Source organism: Mycobacterium sp. 1165196.3 (assembly GCF_001673415.1).
In the GTDB taxonomy this organism is placed as follows: domain Bacteria; phylum Actinomycetota; class Actinomycetes; order Mycobacteriales; family Mycobacteriaceae; genus Mycobacterium; species Mycobacterium europaeum_A.
This window is the reverse complement of sequence record NZ_LZLU01000016.1, coordinates 41465-59782: the sequence shown is the minus strand read 5'-3', so window position 1 is coordinate 59782 and position 18318 is coordinate 41465. Positions and strand designations below refer to the sequence as shown.

The window sequence follows — 18318 nt, the reverse complement described above, 5'->3', positions numbered from 1 at the left end:
ATGGACCGCTATGAACTACGTAGGCTCGACTACAGCCTGACGTCGGATCACGAGGCGTTGCAGGCCGCCTACCGCGATTTCTTCAAGACGCATTGTTCGATCGAAACCGTGCGCGCCGCGGAGGAAACCGGCTTCGACAAGAATCTTTGGGAACGGTTGTGCGCCATGGGCGCAACGACCATGGCGGTGCCCGAATCCGCGGGCGGGGACGGGGCGACGCTCGTCGACCTGACCCTGGTGGCCGAGGAGATCGGCCGGTCGCTGGCGCCGGTACCGTGGATCGACCAGGTCTGCACCGCACGGCTGCTCGCGCGCCTCGGCGCGGTCGAACCTGATGTGGTCCACGGCAAGCGACTCGCGGCCTTCGACCCGCAGCACGACAGCGCCGTCGGGGCGCGGCTTTTGCCCACCGGGTCGATCGCCGACCAGATCATCGTGCGCGACGGCGACGACGTCGTCGCGCTGACGTTCGGCACGCGCCCGACCAAGGTGGACAACATCGGCCGGCTGCCGATGGCCTGGGTGGATCCCGCGTCCGCCGATACCCGCACCGTGCTGGCCGGCGGATCCGAGGCGCTGGCGGAATATCAACGGGCGCTGGATGAGTGGCGGGTGCTGAGCGCGGCGGCGTTGGTGGGCCTGGTGGAGGAGACCATGACCATCGCCGCCGAATTCGCCAAGACCCGCTACACGTTGGGCGTGCCGATTTCGACGCTGCAGGGCATCTCGCATCCGCTGGCCAACATCGCGATCACCGTGCAGGGCGGTCGCAACCTGGCGCGGCGCGCGGCCTGGTTCCTCGACAACGAGCCGCACGAGCGCCCGGAGCTGGCGCCCTCGGCGTTCGTGTTCATGGCCGAGGAGGCGGCGAAGGCCGCGACCATGGCGGTGCATATCCAAGGGGGACTTGGTGTTTCGGCGGAGGCCGCCGCGACGGCATATCTGGTGCGAGCCCGTGGCTGGGCATTGGCCGGCGGGGATCCCGGCGCCAGCGCCAAGTATGTCGGCGAGCTGGTCGCCGCGCGCGAAAGTGGAAAGGGCGCCTAAGTGGATTTCTCACGAGTCACGCTGTCCGACGACGATCAGCGGTTCCTCGAAGAAGCGCGCGACTTCCTGCGCACGCATGTGACCGAGGACGTCAAGCGCCGGGACCGCGAAACGGGTGACAACTTCGACGAAGGAGTGCACCTGGCATTGGGCGCCGCCGGTTACCTCGAACGCGAATGGAAGTCGGAGGCCGACGGCGGCTTCAGCAGGGTGCGTCGGCGCATCTGGGAACTGGAGAAGCGGCGCGCGCACGTGCCCTGGGTGACCTGGGGCACCACCGCCATGGTGGCCCGCTCGGTCGCGAAGTTCGGCTCGGCCGAGCTGCGGGACGAGGTGTTGCCGGGCGTGTTCAGCGGGCATGTCCGGCTATGCCTGGGCTACACCGAACCCGAGGGCGGGTCCGACATCGCCACCTGCAAGACCCGCGCGGTGCGTGACGGCTCGGGAGATGGGGGCTGGATTATCAACGGTTCCAAGATGTTCACCACCGGCGCGCACAACTGCCAGTTCGTCTTCCTCATCACCAACACCGACCCGGGTGCGCAGAAGCACAAGAGCCTCACGATGTTCCTGGTTCCGCTGAACTCCCCGGGCATCGAGATCCAGGGCATCCGCACCGTCGACGGCGACCGCACCAACATCGTCTACTACAGCGACGTGCGCGTCGACGACAAGTATCGCCTGGGCGACGTGAACGCGGGCTGGACGGTGTTGCGCGAGCCCCTCAACACCGAGCACGGGGCGGTCGCGGCCGCACCGGACGGGCTGCAAGACGTGTCGATCATGATGCACCAGGCCGGTTTCATGGCCGACGCGCTGGACAAGGCGGCGGCCAAAGTAACGCAGCCAGACCCGAACGGGCGCAGGCTTATCGACGACGCCGCGGTGGCCTATCGCCTGGGCCGCAGCGCCGCGCGGATGGAAGCCTCCCTGAGCGCGCCCAGCATCTTCGGACGCGTCGCGCTGGCCCAGACGATGCGTGACATCTCCCCGGATCTGATGGACATCCTGGGCACGGCGTCGACGCTGCCCGTCGGCACCGACGGGGCGGCCGACGACGGCGCCGCCGAGTACGTGTACCGGTTCGCGCCGCTGGTCGGGATCTATGGCGGCACCCTCGAGGTGTTCCGCAACATGATCGCGCAGTACGTGCTGGGTCTGGGCAAGCCGGCGTACGCGCCCGTCGCGCAGAAAGCCTCGTAGCCGCGGCTAGCGCTTCGCACCAGCGAAATCCAATGTGAAGCTAGGGCTTTGGGTGTGAATTTGCGGCGGGGTTTGCCGGCGCGTCGTCGCCCGGTAATGACACTCGAAGCCGAGGATTAACACTCGACGCGCCCCCGGCTTGCCGACGCCGTTGCTTCCTGCCGTCGAGTTAGGGTACCCTAACTTCGATGGAAGGAGGTCTGATGGCGACAACATGGGTGGGCGCGCTGCTGCGGAAAAGGCGCGATCCGGGACCGTCCCCCTTTCCGCATCAAGCGACGTTTCTTCTGGACAATCCAGTTCGGCGAGCGCTGATGCCGCCGCGGCGCATCATCGACGCCTTGGACCTGACCGGCACCGAGCGGGTTCTCGAACTCGGACCGGGCCCGGGTTTCTTCAGCGTCGAGATCGCTCGCCAGCTCACCGATGGCAGGCTCGACTTGTTCGACCTCCAGCCGGAGATGCTGGAGAAGGCTCGGCGCCGACTCGAGCGGGCCGGCTTCGTTGATGTCGGCTTTACCAGTGGGCAGGCAAGTGAGCAATTCCCGTTCCCCGACAACGCTTTTGATGTGGCGTTTCTGGCGGCGGTGATAGGGGAGGTGCCCGACCAGCAGGCATGCTTACGCTCGCTGCACCGCGTCTTGAGGCCAGGCGGCCGACTTGTTTTCGTGGAGATGCCGTCCGATCCCGACCGGCTGAGCGTGCCGCAGTTACGCGACCTCGCCGAACCGGCGGGCTTCGAGTTCACCCACGCAACAGGAAACCGCAGGGAAGACGTCGTGCACTTTCGCGCGGTCGCGCAGAAAGCCTCTTGACGCCGTCAGGTCGTGAGGATGGTCGCCGCGGCGGTGCCCGGCGCGCCGTAGAGCTGCGTGAATCCCACCTTGGGGTTGCCGGGCACCTGACGATCGCCCGCCTCACCGCGGAGCTGGCGCACGATCTCGTGGATCTGCCGCAAACCGGAGGCGCCGATGGGCTCGCCGTTGGCGATCAGCCCGCCGTCGGTGTTGACCGGCATCGCACCGTTGATCTCGGTGGCGCCGTCGGCCAGTAGCTTCTCCTGATCGCCGTGCTCGCAGAACCCGCACTCGGCCATGTGAATGATCTCGGCGCCGGCGTCGGTGTCCTGCAACTGGATCACGTCGACATCGTCGGGGGCGATGCCCGCCTTCTCGAAGGCGGTGCGGGCGGCGTAAACCGTTGGGGCCACGTCTTCTTCGACCGGGGCGCACGTGGTGTTCACCTCGTAGGCTCCGTAGCGGCGGGTGCGGACCTCCACCGCCCGCAGGTAGACGGGCTTGGAGGTGTAGCGGTGCGCGATGTCCGCCCGGCACATGACCACGGCGGCGGCGCCCTCGTCGGGCGCGCAGAACATGTACTGGGTCAGCGGATAATTGAGCATCGTCGAGTTGAGGATGTCTTCCTCGGAGATCGGCTTGCGGCGAAAGGCGTTGGGATTCATGGCCCCGTTGCGGAAGTTCTTGGCCGCGACCTTGGCCAGGGTCTGCTGCGAGATGCCGTGGTCGTGCAGGTAACGGTTGGCTTTCATGCCGAAGAACTGGGTGGTCAGATACTGCCCGTTCTGCGCATACCAGCGCGGCATGCCGACCAGGGCGGGGTCTTCGGTGAACGCGCCGCGCGGGTGCTTGTCCAGTCCGATGGCGATGCCGATGTCGTAGTCGCCCAGTCGGATACCGTCGGCGCACGCCTTGGCCGCGCTGGCCGCGGTCGCGCACGCGTTGAACACGTTGGTGAACGGGATGCCGGTCAGCCCGACCATGCCGACGATCGCGTCCGGGTTGGCCACCGTCCAGCTGCCGCCGGTGGCGAATTGGACGTCGCGCCAAGCGATACCGGCGTCGGCGACAGCGGCGTGGATCGCGTCGACGCCCATCTGCATCGCCGACTTGCCCTCGAAGCGCCCGAACGGGTGTAAGCCCACGCCGATGATGGCGACATCATTCACGCCGCGCCACTCCTCACGCAATAGCTCCTGCATTCTTGAGTTCGTCGATCCGGTCCCAGTCCATGCCGAGCTCCATCAGGACCAGCTCGGTGTGCTCGCTGGCCTGCGGCGCCCGCGTCGTCGTCAACGGCTCGTGGTTGAACTGGACGGGGCCGCGGACCACGCGGAACGGCTTGCCGCCGCCGGCGAGCTCGACTTCGGCGATCATGTCGTTGGCGATCGCCTGCTCGTCGTCGACCAGGTCGATGAGGCTCTGGAACGGCGCCCATTGGCCCTTCATGGTCTTAAGGTGTTGTCGCCAATAGGCAAAGGGCTTGGCGGCGAAAGCTTTTGCGATCAGTTCGGCGGCGGCGTCGGCGTTCTGGATCAGCGGGAGCACGTCGGAGAAGCGGGGATCGTCGGCCGCCTCGGGGATGCCCAGGTGTTCGAACGTGTCGCGGATCAGCCCGGTCGGGCTGATGATGCACAGGTTGATCGTGCCGCCGTCGGACGTTTCGTAGTTGCCCATGAAGGGATTCACCGACGGCGCGCCGGAACCCGGCATGGGGGTGCGCATGACCTCGCCGGTCTCCATGCCCTGCGTCACGCTGGCGCCGGCCGCCCACCAGGCAGTGCTCAGCAGCGACACGTCGAGCTCGACGGCCTCACCGGTGCGCTCGCGATGCAGCAGCGCGGCCGAGATGCCACCGGCGATGAACATGCCGCCGATCGAATCGCCGAACGCGGGAATGCCTTGTCCCAGTGCGCCGCCCAGCTCCTCGGGGGTCAGGGCGTACCCGATGCCGCTGCGCGTCCAGAACGCCGTGCCGTCATAGCCGCCGGTGTCACGCTCGGCGCCTTTGTCGCCGTAGGCCGAGCCACGGGCGTACACGATGTTCGGGTTCACCGCCCGAATGTGCTCCACGTCGAACTTGTGCTTCTGGCGCTGCGCGGGCATGTAGTTGGTGAGGAACACGTCCGCGGTCTTGGCGAGCTCGTAGATGACCTCCTGACCGCCGGGCGTGGAGACGTCGATGCCGACGCTGCGTTTGCCGCGGTTGGGATGTTCCATCAGCGGGTGTCGTTCCGGATCGACTTGAATGCCACCCATATTCAAGAACCCGCGCTGGGTGTCGCCGCGGGCCGGGTGTTCGACTTTGATGACGTCCGCTCCCCAGTCGGCCAGGATGGCTCCCGCCGCCGGAACGAAGGTGAACTGCGCAAGCTCCAAGACCCGGAAGCCCGACATGACTTTGACCATTTTGCCGACCCTACTTCGCGTCGAACGTCACCGGAAGCGCATTCGGGGACCGGAAGGGCTGACCGTGGATGTGCGGGTCATCGTCTGTCAACAGGGCGAGGTTGGTCAGCCGGTTCAGCAGGCATTCCATCGCGACGCGTGTTTCCAGCCGCGCCAGATGCAAACCCAGGCAGGTGTGCTCCCCGGCGGCGAACGAGATGTGGGGCGTGTGCTTGCGGAAGATGTCGAACTCTTCGGCGCGGTCCCAGCGCCGCTCGTCGCGGTTCGCCGAACCGATGCACACCCCGATCACCGAACGGGCCGGAATCTGCACGCCTTCCAACTCGGTGTCTTCGGTCGTGAAGCGTTGCACGGTGGTCAGCGGTGTCTCGTAGCGCAGCCCTTCCTCGATGGCCGGTGCCAGCAGCTCGCGGTCGGCTTGCAGCGCGGCGAACTGCTCCGGGTGGGTGAGCAGCAGATACAGCAGGTTCCCCGAGGAGCGGTAGGTGGTCTCCAGGCCGGCGGGCAGCAGCAGCCGCAGGAACGAATAAATCGCTTCGTCGGTGAGCTTTTCGCCGTCGATCTCCGCGGTGACCAGGTCGCCGATGATGTCCTCGGTGGGCTTGGACTTGCGCTGTTCGATCTGCTCGACGAAATAGTCCTTGAGCGCCGTCGAAGCCTCGAAGGCGCGTTCGTAGTTGACGTGGTAGCTGATCAACTGCACGGCGCGGGTGTGAAACATCGGCAGGTCTTCGTCGGGCAACCCGAGCAGCCGGGCGATGACCCGGGTGGGAAACTCGAACGTGAACTGCCGGACCAGGTCGGCTGTGCCGGTTCCGATGAACTCGTCGATCAGGGCATTGCAGATCGGCCGCACGATGGTCGGCTCCCAGCGGGCCAGCGCCTTGGATTTGAAGGCCGCGGACACCAGGTTGCGGTGTTCACGGTGCTTCTTGCCCTCCATCGCCAGAATCGTCGGCCCCATGAACAGGCCGATGGTCTTGTCGTACGGCTTGGAGCTGAACACCCGGCCGTCCCGGAACACCGTGTTGACGGCGTCGAACGACATCGCGGAGTACTCCTGCTTGGGCAGCAGCGACTCCGGGGTCTTGGAATAGTCCATCACCGTGCCGGCGAACACGCCGGCCTCCCGCCGTTTGCGGGCAAAGAACGGGTAGGGGTCTCGCAGGCTGACGGTTTCGTCGCCGGCACCGGCGGCGGTGTGAACGTTGGTCGTCACCTGATCTCCAGCATCTTGATCTCAGCACGATCGAACACTTCTTCGTAAGATCGTACTGTAATTATTACAGTAGGCAATATGGGCATTACCGGCGAGGTCGCTCGCGGGTTGGATACCGAAGGTGATTCATGAGCACACTCGACGGACACGCTCCCGCCGCACTCGAACGGCGGGTCGCTGAGCTGGGCGCCGTCCTTGCGAGGCAGCGCCAGGCGTTCGTGGATGAGGGGCCGCCCGGGCTGGCGGTGCGGCGCAACCGCATCGATCGGTTGATGGCACTCGTGGTGGACCACACCGATGCGTTCGTGGAGGCGATGGCGGCGGACTTCGGCACCCGCTCCAAGGCCGCTACCTTGTTCACCGAGGTCATCGGGATGTTCTCGGTCATCGAGCACACCAGATCCCATGCGGCCCAGTGGATGCGGCCCACCAAGCTGCTGCCGGCCGCGCGGCTGTGCGGACTGCGGGCGGAGGTTCAGCCCTCACCACTCGGGGTGATCGGAATCATCGGGCCGTGGAACTTCCCGCTCAATCTCGTTGTCCTGCCCGCGGCCACCGCGTTCGCGGCCGGCAACCGGGCGATGATCAAGATGTCGGAGGTCACCTCGCATACCGCCGATCTGATGGCCTCGCTGGCACCGGAGTACTTCGACCCCGACGAGTTGCACGTCGTCACCGGTGGTGCCGACGTGGCGGCGGCCTTCGCAGGGTTGCCGTTCGACCATCTCTTCTTCACCGGCTCACCGTCGGTCGGGGCGCTGGTGCAGCGCTCGGCGGCACAGAATCTGGTTCCGGTGACGCTGGAGCTCGGGGGCAAGAACCCCGTCGTCGTCGCACCGGCTGCCGACGTTCGGCGCGCGGCGGCACGGATCGCCCAGGCTCGCATGGTCAACGGGGGCCAGGTCTGCGTGTGCCCCGACTACGTGTTCGTGCCCGAGGAGAAGCTGGAGGCCTTCGTTGACGCCGCGCGACACACCCTGCGGGACATGTTCCCCACGATCGTGGCGAACAAGGACTACTGCTCGAGTGTCAATCAGGCGAATTTCGACCGAGTCGTCGGGCTGATCGAGGATGCGCGGGGCAGGGGTGCCACGGTGGAAACCATTGCGCCGGTGGGGGAGTCGCTGTCGGACCGTGCCTCCCGCAAGATCGCACCCACCATCATCCGTGATGTCGACGACGGCATGAAGATCGCCGGCGAGGAGGTTTTCGGTCCGGTTCTCGTCGTCAAGGCGTATTCGCGGCCGGCCGAGGCCATCGAATACATCAATGCCCGACCGACGCCGCTGGTGGCGTACTGGTACGGACCCGACGATGCCGAATTCCGGGCCTTCGTCCGCAGCACCCGAAGCGGTGGGGTCGCCCGCAATGACTTTGCGGCGCAGATGATCCCGTCGGCGGCGCCGTTCGGGGGAGTGGGCCGCAGCGGGATGGGCGCCTACCACGGCAAGGCCGGTTTCGATGCGTTCAGTCATCACCGCACGGTGGTGGGCAATGACCTGCCCTTCAGCATCACCGGAAGCGCGGCGCCGCCGTTCGGCCGGCCCCTGCGGCTGGGCGCCGAGGTGATGATGCGCATGACACGCGCTCGCACCCGCCGGCGGCTCCGCGGCCACCCGCGCGGCTAGCGAGGTCTAGCGGTCGGCGCGTGCGGATCCCGGGCTGGTCAGCCTCGCGGCGCGGGCCAGCAGGTCCGCGTAGCGCACGCCGAGCAGCCGCGGCATCGCCGCCATCGCCCGCCCGTCGGGGCCGATGAGGATCCGGGCCCGATTCTTCTCCGCGCCACGCAGAATGAGCCGAGCGGCCTTGGCGGGCGAGGTCAGCGCCGTCCGGTCGAAGAGCTTGGCCGCGAGATCGGGATCCTCGGTATCCGAGGTGCGCATGTTCGCGCCGAAGTTGGTCCGCACCACGCCGGGATGCACGCAGTGCACGGTCACCGGACGGCCTTCCATGATCATCTCCTGGCGCAGCGCCTCGGTGAAGCCACGCACCGCGAACTTTGAAGTGCTGTAAGCGCCCTGGTAGGGAATCGCGATGAGACCGAACGCGCTGGACAGGTTCACCAGTCGGGAGGGGCTCCGGGGGGAGCCTGCCTCGATCAGTTGCGGCAGAAAGGCTTTGGTGCCGTTGACGACGCCGCCGACGTTGATGCCCATCAGCCAATCGAAGTCCTTCCAGGACATGTCCGCCACGCCGGCGAACAGGTCGACTCCGGCGTTGTTGAACACCAGCGAGGCGGGCCCGTGTTGCCGGTGCACCTCGTCGGCGAAGCCCAGCACCGCATCCCGGTCGGCGACGTCGACCCGATACGGCGTGACCTGCCCGGGCGGACACCCGGCCTGGGTTTCGGCCAGGCCATTCGGATCGATGTCGGACGCCGCGACGTGCGCGCCTTCTTCGGTCAGTGCCCGCGTCAAGGCGCGGCCGATGCCCGAGCCGGCACCCGTCACCACGGCGACACGGCCTTGGTACTTCATGAGTTCCCTGCCTCCACAATCGCTTTGATCCGACCCACGGACGTCTCGAGGTTCTTTTGCAGATCGCTACGACGATCCCGGACGAACAGGAACAGGCGCTCGAAAACCACAGCGCCGAGCGGCAACGGCACGCACATCCGGAAGGTTTCGGTGAGGCGCGCGGTACCCGCAGTGGTACCGGGTTCGATCAGGTATGTCCATTGCGTCCAGTCGCCGCCCATGGCCTGCACCACGAACGAAAACTTGTGTCCGGGCCACGCGTCGACGACTTCGGCATCCGTCCGCCACCGGCCGAGCCGTCGGCGGTTCCAAGCGCGAAAACGGTTGGGCGACAGCCACGTTGCGCGTCGCGTCTCGGGACTCCACTCGGGGATCCTGGTGACGTCGGCGATCACGGCGTAAACCTGGTCGGCCGACGCGCGCACCTGGGCCGAGGCCGTCAGCGTCTCGTCCTTCTGCAGCAATGACATGGCCTGCGCCCTCCTCAGCGGCTACCGGCGCTGCCGGTCAGCCATTGACCGCCTGCTCGCGCGCCCACCGGTAGTCGGCCTTGCCGGACGGGCTCCGCTCGATGGCCGCGCGGAACACGATCGCTTTGGGGAGCTTGTAGCGCGCCAGCGTCTGCGCGGCGTGGGCCACCAGTTCCGCCGCTTCGGCGCTGGCACCTTCAGCCAGCGCCACCACGGCGACGACCTCCTGGCCCCACCGTTCGCTGGGCCGGCCGGCGACCACCACGTCGGCGACGGCGGGATGTGACGCGATGGCCGTTTCGACCTCCTCGACGAAGATCTTCTCGCCGCCGGAGTTGATGGTCACCGAATCGCGGCCGAGCAACTCGATGGAGCCGTCGGCGCCGTGGCGCGCGCGGTCGCCGGGGACGGCGTAGCGCACGCCGTCGATCACCGGGAAGGTCTTGGCCGTCTTGGCCGCATCGCCCTTGTAGCCGAGTGGAACGTAGCCCCGCTGCGCCAGCCAGCCCATCCCGTCGTGCCCGGGTGCCAGGATCGCCGAAAGGTCCTCGGCGGCAACGAAAGTGTCCGGCCCGGCGTTGAAGGTCCCCGTCGCCACCGCCCCGGACGTCGACATGTGGTGCATCTGCGCCCCGGTCTCCGACGATCCGACACCGTCGACCACGACGGCGTTCGGCAGCGTCTCGATCAAGCGTTTCTTGACGTACGGGGTCAGCAGGGCGCCGCCGTTGGCGACGACCGCCAGCGACGACACATCGGCGATCCCCTTCTCGATGGCGGCGACCAGGGGGCGCGCCATCGCGTCACCGACCACCGTGACCACCATGACCTTCTCCCGCTCGATGGTGCGCACCACGTCCTCGGCGTCTAGATGGTCGACGACCGTGGGAAACACGACGGACTGGCCCGTGGTGATCGCGGTCATCACACTCCACTGGGCCGCACCGTGGATCAGCGGGGGCAGGATCATCAGCTTGGTGCCCGGCCCGGAGGCGGCGCGTTCGACGATCTCATCGATGGAGCTCGACGGCTCGCCGGTCATCAGGTTCCGTCCGCCGAAGGACGTCATGAAGATGTCGTGCTGGCGCCACAACACGCCCTTCGGCATTCCCGTCGTGCCACCGGTGTACAGGACGTACAGGTCGTCGGCGGAGTGCTGCACGGGCGGCGGCTCCGGAGACACCGACGCCAGCGCGGCCTCGTAATCGACCGCGCCCTCGAGCAACTCGTTACCCGAGTCGTCGGCGATCTGGATCAGCACGCGCAGCTGTGGCAGCTCGGGCAAGATCTCGGCGACTCGCGGTGCGAACGCGGCGTGGTAGAGCAGCGCGGTCGCGCCGGCGTCCGCCAGCAGGTATTGCAGCTCGCTCTTCACATAGCGGAAGTTGACGTTGAACGGGGCGACGCGCGCCTCGAAGCTGCCCAGCAACGCCTCGACGAATTCGTTGCCGTTGTAGGCGTAGAGGCCCAACAGATCCTGGCCCACTTCATGACCGCCGAGCGCGGAGCGCTCGGTGTGGCAGCCCAACCCCTGCGAATGCAGGTACGCGGCCAGCCGGGTGGAGCGTTCGATCACCTGCGCATAGGTGTAGCGCCGATCGCCCTGGATGATCAGCTCGCGATCGGGGATCGCGGCGGCGACGGCCTTCGCGACGGCCGGGACCGTGAATGTTGTTGTGGTGTCGGACATCGTGCCTCTCACGGCTGGTGGGGGAGCAGTCGGACCATCAGGCCGTTGGCTTCGCTGAGCAAGGTTCCATCGGCGGCTATCATAGTAGCGTCAATGAAAACCTTCCTGCCCTCGATGTCGGTGATGCGGCCCCGGGCCGTCAGTGGCTGGTCGATCGGGGTGATGTTGCGGTAGTCGACGTGCAGGAAGGCGGTGCGCGTCGGGCGGATGTCCGCGGACGTCACCACCATGCCGAACAGCCAGTCGTAGAACAGCGGGATCATGCCGCCGTGCACGGCCCGGTTCCCGCCGATGTGCGAGGTGGTGAAGTGACCGGCCATCGTCACGCCCTCGGGACCGGATTCGGTCACCAGCCAGGGCGGCATCAGGGGATGGGCCAGCCCGGGCAGCGTCAGCACCCGGCCGGCCACCGCCTCGGTCTCCGGGACCTGGTGGCCGTCGAGCAGCGCGCAGGCGTTCTCCAGGTGCGCGGCCGCGGCGGCCCACAACTCGGGATCGGGCCTGGTGGACACCGTCAGGTCCTGCAGCCGGCGCAGCGCGGCGACGAACGGGCCCAGTTCCGCAGGGGCATTCTCGACGGGTCTGACGTCGGGAAATCCGCCACGAACTTCCGGCGCGGTATCGGTCATCGCGTTCCTTCGTCCCAGGCCCGCAGCAGGTCCTCGGTACCTGTGATGGTGGCCAGCAGCGACAGCGTGTTGGCGATCATCGCTGCACCATAGTCGGCGGGTATGCCGGCGACCGCATCGCGGGGGACGACCACCCGGTAGGCGGCGTTGACGGCGTCCATGACGAGGTTGGGGATGGCGATGTTCAGTGAGACGCCCACCACGACAATGGTCGACACCCCGAGATTGCGCAGCACCGCGTCCAGGTCCGTGCCACCCATCGGGCCCACGCCGTGCCAGCGGCGCAACACCAAATCCGAAGGCTCCGGCCCCAATTCGGGCAGCAGTTCCGCACCCGGCGTGCCGGGCGTGATGTCCACCCGGTTCCCGCCGCCCATCGCGAAGATCTTTGCGTTGTGGTTGGAGCCGAGCCCGTCGGACCGGCGCTGCACGAGGCAGTGCACGATGCGCACCCCGGCCGCCCGGGCTGCCGGCAGCAGGCGCGCGATGTTGGGCAGCGCTTCGCGGCGGGCTTCCTCGGCGAGCATCGCCAGCCCGGCGTCGGGACCCATCACCGCGCCCTGGCACTCCTGGGTGACGAGTGCGGTGTGCGCGGGCGCGATCAGTTCGGCCAGCCGATCCGTCATGCGGGGGCGCCCACCGGCGCGACGTCGTAGAACTGGGTCGCCCACTTCCGCAGCGCCATATAGCCTTTCGCGTCCGTCTTCGACAGCGCGGGGTGTTCGACGTACTTCTGGTAACGCCAGATCTGCAAATCGTCGAACACGGTGGACAGGAACTGCTTCTCGATGACCTCCCGCAGTTTGCCCTCGGGGACATCCGCGGTGTCGCCGGGCAGTCGCGGCCACCAGATCGAGTAGAACAGGTCCGAGCATTCGTCGTCGACCGGCGTGCAGGTGAAGATCAGCCGATGATTCTGGGCGCCCTCGAAGACGCTGATCGCGCCGCCGAGGCCGAACAGGTGGCTGTGGAACCGCAATGCGAGGTCGTCCGGGTTGTCGCTGCGCGCGTCGGGCCAGCCGGCGATGAACTGCCATTCCTGGTCGACGATCCTCCACTCCAGCACCCTGGGCGTCACGGTGGCGTGGTGCACGTACTCGAAATGCGCACTGTCGGGCGCATTTTCGGCCACGATCTGCGGGTGCACCGGTTCGCGCTCCGCACGCCGGGAGAACTCCGGGTATGCGCGGTAATAGGCCGCGGGGTCCGTCTCGAATTGCGGGAACTTGTGAAAGATGTCGGGCATCTCCCACTGCGGCTCCTTGCCGTCCGGATGGTGCCAGACGAAGACGCAGTCGTACTGCTCGCGGACGGGATACACCTTCAGCCGTAGCCCGCGGTTGGGCCGGTCGGGCTGGTAGGGGATGTATTTGTTGCAGCCGTCCGGGCCCCAGCGCCAGCCGTGGAAGGGGCACTCGACGCAGTCGCCGACGACTTTGCCGCCGTGGCCGAGGTGGGCGCCCAGGTGCTTGCAGTGCGCTTCCAGGACGTGCAGCTCGCCCTGCTCGTCGCGGTAGGCCACCAGGTCCTCGCCGAAATACTGCAGCGGCCGCGCCTCGCCGACGGGAAACTCCGGGGACCAGCCGACCATGAACCAGCCGGTGACCTTCCAGGTGAACGGGACTTTCACACCAGCGCCTCTCGCCATCGTTGATACTAAATCCATTACAGTATAGATTTCAGCAGTCCGGCCGGCACACGGCAAGGAGTGAAATGACGACAGCGGCTGACGAGCTGGAAGCCATCCGACAACTGAAGGCGCGCTACTGCCGCTTCCTGGACACCAAAGACCTCGAGTCCTGGCGCGACGTGTTCACCACCGATGTCGTGGTGACCCTCGATATGGCGGTGTCCACCGCCGGTGCCGACCCGCAGACCGCGCCACCGATCGAAGGCGTGCAGAACTTCGCGCCGATGGTGATGGGCGGGCTCGAGGGAGTCGCCACCAAACATCACTGTCACACCCCCGAGATCACGCTCACCTCCGCGACCACCGCGGCCGGCATCTGGGCGATGGAGGACCTGCTGATCTTCGGTGACGGCCGCGAGTTGTACGGCGCCGGCCACTACCACGAGACCTACCAGAAACGGGACGGTCGTTGGCAGATCAAGTCGCTGCACCTCACCCGAACCATCCTGAAGATCACCGGCGGTGACGATGGCAAAAGCTGATACCTCGTTCGACGTGCTCGTCATCGGCGCCGGTTTCTCCGGGCTGTACATGCTGCACCGGCTGCGGCAACTCGGGCTGCGCACGCGCGTGCTGGAGATGGCCGAAAAGGTGGGCGGAACCTGGCTTTTCAACCGGTACCCGGGCGCGCGCTGCGATATCGAGAGCATCGAATACTCCTACAGCTTCTCCGAAGATATTCAGCAGGAGTGGGTATGGACGGAGTCGATGCCGGCCCAGCCCGAGATCGAGGCCTATCTGAACTTCGTGGCCGACCGGCTCGACCTTCGCCGCGACATCCAGTTCGGCGCCAAGGTCGTCGCGATGACGTTCGAGGAAGAAGCCGGCCGGTGGCAGGTGCGCACCGAGACCGGCGAAACCTTCCGGGTCCCGTTCGTCGTCGCCGCCTCCGGAATTCTGTCGGTGCCGCTGGAACCCGACATCCCCGGAATGGATACCTTCGCCGGGACCTCCCTGTTCACCAGCCGCTGGCCGGAGGGCGGCGTGGACCTCACCGGCAAGCGGGTCGGTGTCATCGGCACCGGTTCGACAGGCGTTCAGCTCATCCCCGTGGTAGCCCGAGAAGCGTTGCACCTGTCGGTGTTTCAGCGCTCGCCCGCCTACACCCTGCCCTGGCGGGTGCATCGGTTCGAACCGGGCGAACTGGACGACATGAAGGCCCGCTACGCCGACATCCGGGCGGCCCAACGCGCCCACCCGATCGGGGCGGCGCGGTTGAGCGCCTTCTCCGTGCTGCTGGACATGCTCGGCCGACCGCCGCTGAAGTCGGCGACCCGCGAAGAACAATTGCGCGCCATCGAGGAGAACGGCGTGATGGGGGCGCTGAACTGGGGTGACATCTTCTTCGACATCGAAGCCAATCGGATGGCCGCCAGGCTGTACGGCGAGGCGGTGGCCCGGATCGTCAAAGATCCCGACACGGCCGCCTCGTTGGTGCCGGTACACCCCTTTGCCTGTAAGCGGCCGATCATCGACCAGGGTTACTACGAGACGTTCAACCGGGACAACGTCAGCCTGGTCGATCTGCGGAAGTCGCCGATCCGCGAGGTGACACCGACCGGAATCCGCACCGAGGACCGGATGCACGAACTCGATGTCATCGTGTACGCCACCGGCTTTGACGCCATGACCGGTGCGCTCAGCCGCATCGATGTGCGCGGTCGCGGGGGAATGTCGCTGGGCGAGTTCTGGGCCACCGAGGGGCCGCTGTCGTATCTCGGCCTCGCGGTCGCCGGCTTCCCGAACCTGTTCACGGTTCAGGGGCCGGGCAGCCCGAGCGCCGCGACCAACTTCGTCGCCGCCCTCGAACAGCACGTGGAGTGGATCGGTGACTGCATCGCGTATCTGCGCGCCAACGACATCCGCACCATCGAGGCGCTCAGCAGCGCCCAGCAGGAATGGATCGACCACGCCACCGCGCTCGTTGCGCCGACCGTCCTGGTTCATCCGTCGTGCAACTCCTGGTACAACGGTGGCAACGTGCCCGGCAAGAAACGGATGTACATGGGTTATACCGGCGGGATACCCGAATACCGGCGCCGCTGCGACGAAATCGCCGCCGGCGGATACATCGGGTTCAAACTGGTCTAGCTGGCGAAGGTGAGCGACATGGCGACGGCGTTGAGCGGGCTGAGCCTGGCCAGAGATGTGGCCCGCGAATTGGGCATGCTGATGCCGCGCACGGTGGCCGGCCTGCGCGAGTCGACCGGTTGGTCCCCGCTCTCGCCGCGCGGTGCGCGTCAGTTCGGCGAGGCGATGCTCGATGAACTTGTGCTGAGCGCCTTTTCGCTGCTGGGCCGAAGCCCTGCACCGATGCGGCCGTTGGATGGGTGTACCGCGGCGGCCGAGGAGCTCTCCTCGCTGGGCATCGACCGGGCGCACGCCGACCCGAACCCGTTGCGGCCGACGTCGATTCGCAGGCGCAGCATCGCAGGCCTTGGCTACGAGCGGATGGCTTTCGAGCACGACCCTGCCTTGCCGGCCACGCTGGCGGCCGAGGGTTTGGGCGGCCCGGCGCGGGCGGTGGTGCACCTGTGCCGGCACGGCGACGGGCCCAGGCCGTGGCTGGTGTGGGTGCACGGCGCGGGCCAGGGTGGCACCGAGGACCTGCTGCTGTCCCGGATCGGACGCATCCATCACAAGCTCGGGTACAACGTGGCGATGCCGGTGCAGCCCGGCCACGGCTGCCGGCGACGCCAATGGCCGGCCTATCCCGACATGGATCCGTTGGGCAACGTGGCGGGAATGATGCGCGTGGTTTCCGAGGTGCGCGCCGTCGTGCGCTGGGTGCGGCCGCAGGCCACGGCCGTTGTGGTGGCGGGGATTTCGATGGGAAGCCCGGTGGCCGCGCTGGTCTCCCACCTGGAAAAGCAGACCGACGCGGTCGCGCTCTACACGCCCATCCTGGGGCTCAACGCCATGATCGCGCGGCACCTGCAACGGTGGGGCTCATCGCGCGAGGGATTCCGCGAGCTGCTGGAATCGCCGGCGGTCACGAAGCTGACCTCGGTGATCGATCCCTTGGCGGTCATTCCGTCCCCGCCGCCGCAGCGCCGGCTCATCGTCGGGGCGTGGCACGACCGGATGGCGATGCGCGAGCCCACCGACGCATTGCAGGAGCGCTGGGGCGGCCAACTGTACTGGTACGACGGCAGCCACGTCGGGCACATCTTCTCGCGACGGGTGCAGCGCATCACCGACCGATTCCTGGGCGAGGTGGCCGCGCTGAAAGCGGACGACTCGGTGCCCGACTGATGGCACCCACTTGGACCGCGCGAACCGTGGTCGAGCTCTACAACCTCGTCGTGTGGAACGAACGCAACATCGAGCTGGCCGAGGAATTGTTGGGCGACACGGTGATTCGGCACGAGGTCGGTGGTGCGCGCACGCTGACCCACGCCGAAGCGGTGCAGCGGGTGGTGGACATGTGGGAGCTGGCCGATTCGCTGCACTTCGACCTCAACATCGTCATCGAGGGCGACGACGGCGAGCACGTGGCGATCGTCTACGACTCGACGATCACCACCAAGGACGGCACCGAGACCAATATCGCCAGCATCGAGGTGTTCCGCGTAGTCGATGGCAAGATAACCGAGGTTTGGAACGGCGGCTACCAGCAAGGGGTTTGGAATTGACTGACCGGACGCTTGATGAATTGGGGTTCTACCTGTTGGCCGGGGCGGGCGGTGAGGGCCCGGCGACGTTGATGGACGAGGCCCGCCGCGGCGAGGAACTCGGCTTCGGCACCGCCTTCATCTCAGAGCGGTGGAATGTCAAGGAGGCGTCGTCGCTGGTCGGGGCGGCCTGCGCGGTGACCAACCGGATGCAGATCGCCACCGCCGCTACCAATCACAACACCCGTCATCCGCTGATCACCGGGTCGTGGGCGACCACGATGCATCGCCTGTCGGGCGGCCGGTTCACCCTGGGCGTCGGCCGAGGCATCGCCGCGATCTACGGGGCCTTCGGCATCCCGGCGGTGACGACGGCGCAGATGGAGGACTGGGCCCAGGTCATGCGGCGGCTGTGGCATGGCGAGCTGATCTTCAATCACGACGGCCCGATGGGCAAGTACCCCATCCTGTTTCTCGATCCCGACTTCAACGAGGATATTCGACTGGCGCTGGTGGCCTTCGGTCCCAACACCCTCGCGCTCGGGGGGCGCGTGTTTGACGACGTCGTACTGCACACCTATTTCACCCCGGAGACCTTGCAGCGCAGCGTCAAAATCGTGAAGTCGGCCGCCGAGAAGGCCGGCCGTGACCCGGACAGCGTGCGGGTGTGGTCGTGCTTCGCCACCGTCGGTGACCATCTGCCCGAAGAACTGCGGCTGAAGAAGACCGTGGCGCGGCTGGCCACCTACCTGCAGGGCTACGGCGATCTGCTGGTGCAGACCAACAACTGGGATCCCGCTGTGCTGCAACGGTTTCGCGACGACCCGGTGGTCACCTCGATCGCGGGCGGGATCGATCACAAGGGCACCGCCGAGCAGATCGAGCACATCGCGACGCTGATCCCCGAGGAATGGCTGGAGCCCTCGGCCACCGGGTCCGCGCAGCAGTGTGTGGATCGCGTCCGTAAGGAATTCGACTACGGGGCCGACGCGCTCATCATGCACGGCGCCACCCCCGACGAGCTCGAGCCGATCGTCGCGGCCTACCGCGCCGCTAAGTAGCGCGTGCAGAAA

General features: G+C 67.0%; 18 protein-coding genes. 9 read left to right on the top strand and 9 right to left on the bottom strand.

What is annotated here, in order from left to right:
* The 3 genes from A5659_RS02130 (at position 1) to A5659_RS02120 (ending at position 3065) form a co-directional block, all read left to right on the top strand.
* On the top strand, positions 1-1047 hold the full coding sequence (locus tag A5659_RS02130; RefSeq protein ID WP_067179065.1) for an acyl-CoA dehydrogenase family protein: 1047 nt from the start codon (positions 1-3) through the stop codon (positions 1045-1047).
* On the top strand, positions 1048-2250 hold the full coding sequence (locus tag A5659_RS02125; protein WP_066881938.1) for an acyl-CoA dehydrogenase family protein: 1203 nt from the start codon (positions 1048-1050) through the stop codon (positions 2248-2250).
* Positions 2251-2468: 218 nt separating this feature from the next.
* Positions 2469-3065, top strand: a complete 597-nt coding sequence (locus A5659_RS02120) for a class I SAM-dependent methyltransferase (protein WP_197497884.1) — start codon at positions 2469-2471, stop codon at positions 3063-3065.
* A gap of 5 nt (positions 3066-3070) precedes the next feature.
* Here A5659_RS02120 and A5659_RS02115 read toward each other — a convergent pair whose 3' ends face one another.
* Genes A5659_RS02115 through A5659_RS02105 form a run of 3 tightly spaced genes read right to left on the bottom strand, consistent with a single transcriptional unit; the run spans position 3071 to position 6675 of the window.
* On the bottom strand, positions 3071-4216 hold the full coding sequence (locus tag A5659_RS02115) for a thiolase family protein (protein WP_066866648.1): 1146 nt from the start codon (positions 4214-4216) through the stop codon (positions 3071-3073).
* A 13-nt stretch (positions 4217-4229) separates the two neighbouring features.
* Complete coding sequence (locus A5659_RS02110; RefSeq protein ID WP_066881952.1) at positions 4230-5444, bottom strand: CaiB/BaiF CoA-transferase family protein; 1215 nt, start codon at positions 5442-5444, stop codon at positions 4230-4232.
* Positions 5445-5466: 22 nt separating this feature from the next.
* Positions 5467-6675 (bottom strand): cytochrome P450, encoded by a 1209-nt coding sequence (locus tag A5659_RS02105; RefSeq protein WP_066881934.1) that lies wholly within the window; start codon positions 6673-6675, stop codon positions 5467-5469.
* A gap of 128 nt (positions 6676-6803) precedes the next feature.
* Between A5659_RS02105 and A5659_RS02100 the strand changes: the two genes are divergently transcribed.
* A complete protein-coding gene (locus tag A5659_RS02100) occupies positions 6804-8303 on the top strand; it encodes an aldehyde dehydrogenase family protein (RefSeq protein WP_082975873.1) in 1500 nt (499 codons plus the stop codon).
* Between the two features lie 6 nt (positions 8304-8309).
* Here A5659_RS02100 and A5659_RS02095 read toward each other — a convergent pair whose 3' ends face one another.
* From A5659_RS02095 to A5659_RS02070, 6 genes are read right to left on the bottom strand one after another with little or no spacing between them, the layout of a single operon-like run.
* Complete coding sequence (locus A5659_RS02095; protein WP_067021684.1) at positions 8310-9152, bottom strand: SDR family oxidoreductase; 843 nt, start codon at positions 9150-9152, stop codon at positions 8310-8312.
* Positions 9149-9622, bottom strand: coding sequence for an SRPBCC family protein (locus tag A5659_RS02090; protein WP_067021686.1), 474 nt, complete (start codon positions 9620-9622; stop codon positions 9149-9151). Before A5659_RS02090 ends, A5659_RS02095 begins: the two co-directional genes overlap by 4 nt.
* Positions 9623-9659: 37 nt before the next feature.
* Positions 9660-11312, bottom strand: a complete 1653-nt coding sequence (locus A5659_RS02085) for an acyl-CoA synthetase (protein WP_066866570.1) — start codon at positions 11310-11312, stop codon at positions 9660-9662.
* An 8-nt stretch (positions 11313-11320) separates the two neighbouring features.
* On the bottom strand, positions 11321-11941 hold the full coding sequence (locus A5659_RS02080) for a PaaI family thioesterase (RefSeq protein ID WP_066866572.1): 621 nt from the start codon (positions 11939-11941) through the stop codon (positions 11321-11323).
* The gene (locus A5659_RS02075; protein ID WP_066866574.1) at positions 11938-12567 is read right to left on the bottom strand and encodes a cysteine hydrolase; all 630 of its coding nucleotides are present in this window, start codon (positions 12565-12567) and stop codon (positions 11938-11940) included. The genes A5659_RS02080 and A5659_RS02075 overlap by 4 nt, the downstream gene beginning before the upstream one ends.
* Positions 12564-13571 (bottom strand): Rieske 2Fe-2S domain-containing protein, encoded by a 1008-nt coding sequence (locus tag A5659_RS02070; protein WP_067179063.1) that lies wholly within the window; start codon positions 13569-13571, stop codon positions 12564-12566. Before A5659_RS02070 ends, A5659_RS02075 begins: the two co-directional genes overlap by 4 nt.
* 83 nt (positions 13572-13654) lie before the next feature.
* On the opposite strand from A5659_RS02070, the gene A5659_RS02065 reads away from it, so the two are divergent.
* Genes A5659_RS02065 through A5659_RS02045 form a run of 5 tightly spaced genes read left to right on the top strand, consistent with a single transcriptional unit; the run spans position 13655 to position 18306 of the window.
* Positions 13655-14113, top strand: coding sequence for a nuclear transport factor 2 family protein (locus tag A5659_RS02065; RefSeq protein ID WP_066866578.1), 459 nt, complete (start codon positions 13655-13657; stop codon positions 14111-14113).
* On the top strand, positions 14100-15722 hold the full coding sequence (locus tag A5659_RS02060) for an NAD(P)/FAD-dependent oxidoreductase (protein WP_067179061.1): 1623 nt from the start codon (positions 14100-14102) through the stop codon (positions 15720-15722). Before A5659_RS02065 ends, A5659_RS02060 begins: the two co-directional genes overlap by 14 nt.
* Positions 15723-15740: 18 nt before the next feature.
* Positions 15741-16886: a PHB depolymerase family esterase gene (locus A5659_RS02055; RefSeq protein ID WP_066866583.1), complete on the top strand. Its 1146-nt coding sequence runs from the start codon at positions 15741-15743 to the stop codon at positions 16884-16886.
* Positions 16886-17266 carry a nuclear transport factor 2 family protein gene (locus A5659_RS02050; RefSeq protein ID WP_066866585.1) on the top strand — a complete coding sequence of 127 codons (381 nt, stop codon included), beginning with the start codon at positions 16886-16888 and terminating at the stop codon, positions 17264-17266. The genes A5659_RS02055 and A5659_RS02050 overlap by 1 nt, the downstream gene beginning before the upstream one ends.
* Positions 17263-18306, top strand: a complete 1044-nt coding sequence (locus A5659_RS02045) for a TIGR03857 family LLM class F420-dependent oxidoreductase (RefSeq protein WP_067179059.1) — start codon at positions 17263-17265, stop codon at positions 18304-18306. The genes A5659_RS02050 and A5659_RS02045 overlap by 4 nt, the downstream gene beginning before the upstream one ends.
* Positions 18307-18318: the final 12 nt, after the last annotated feature.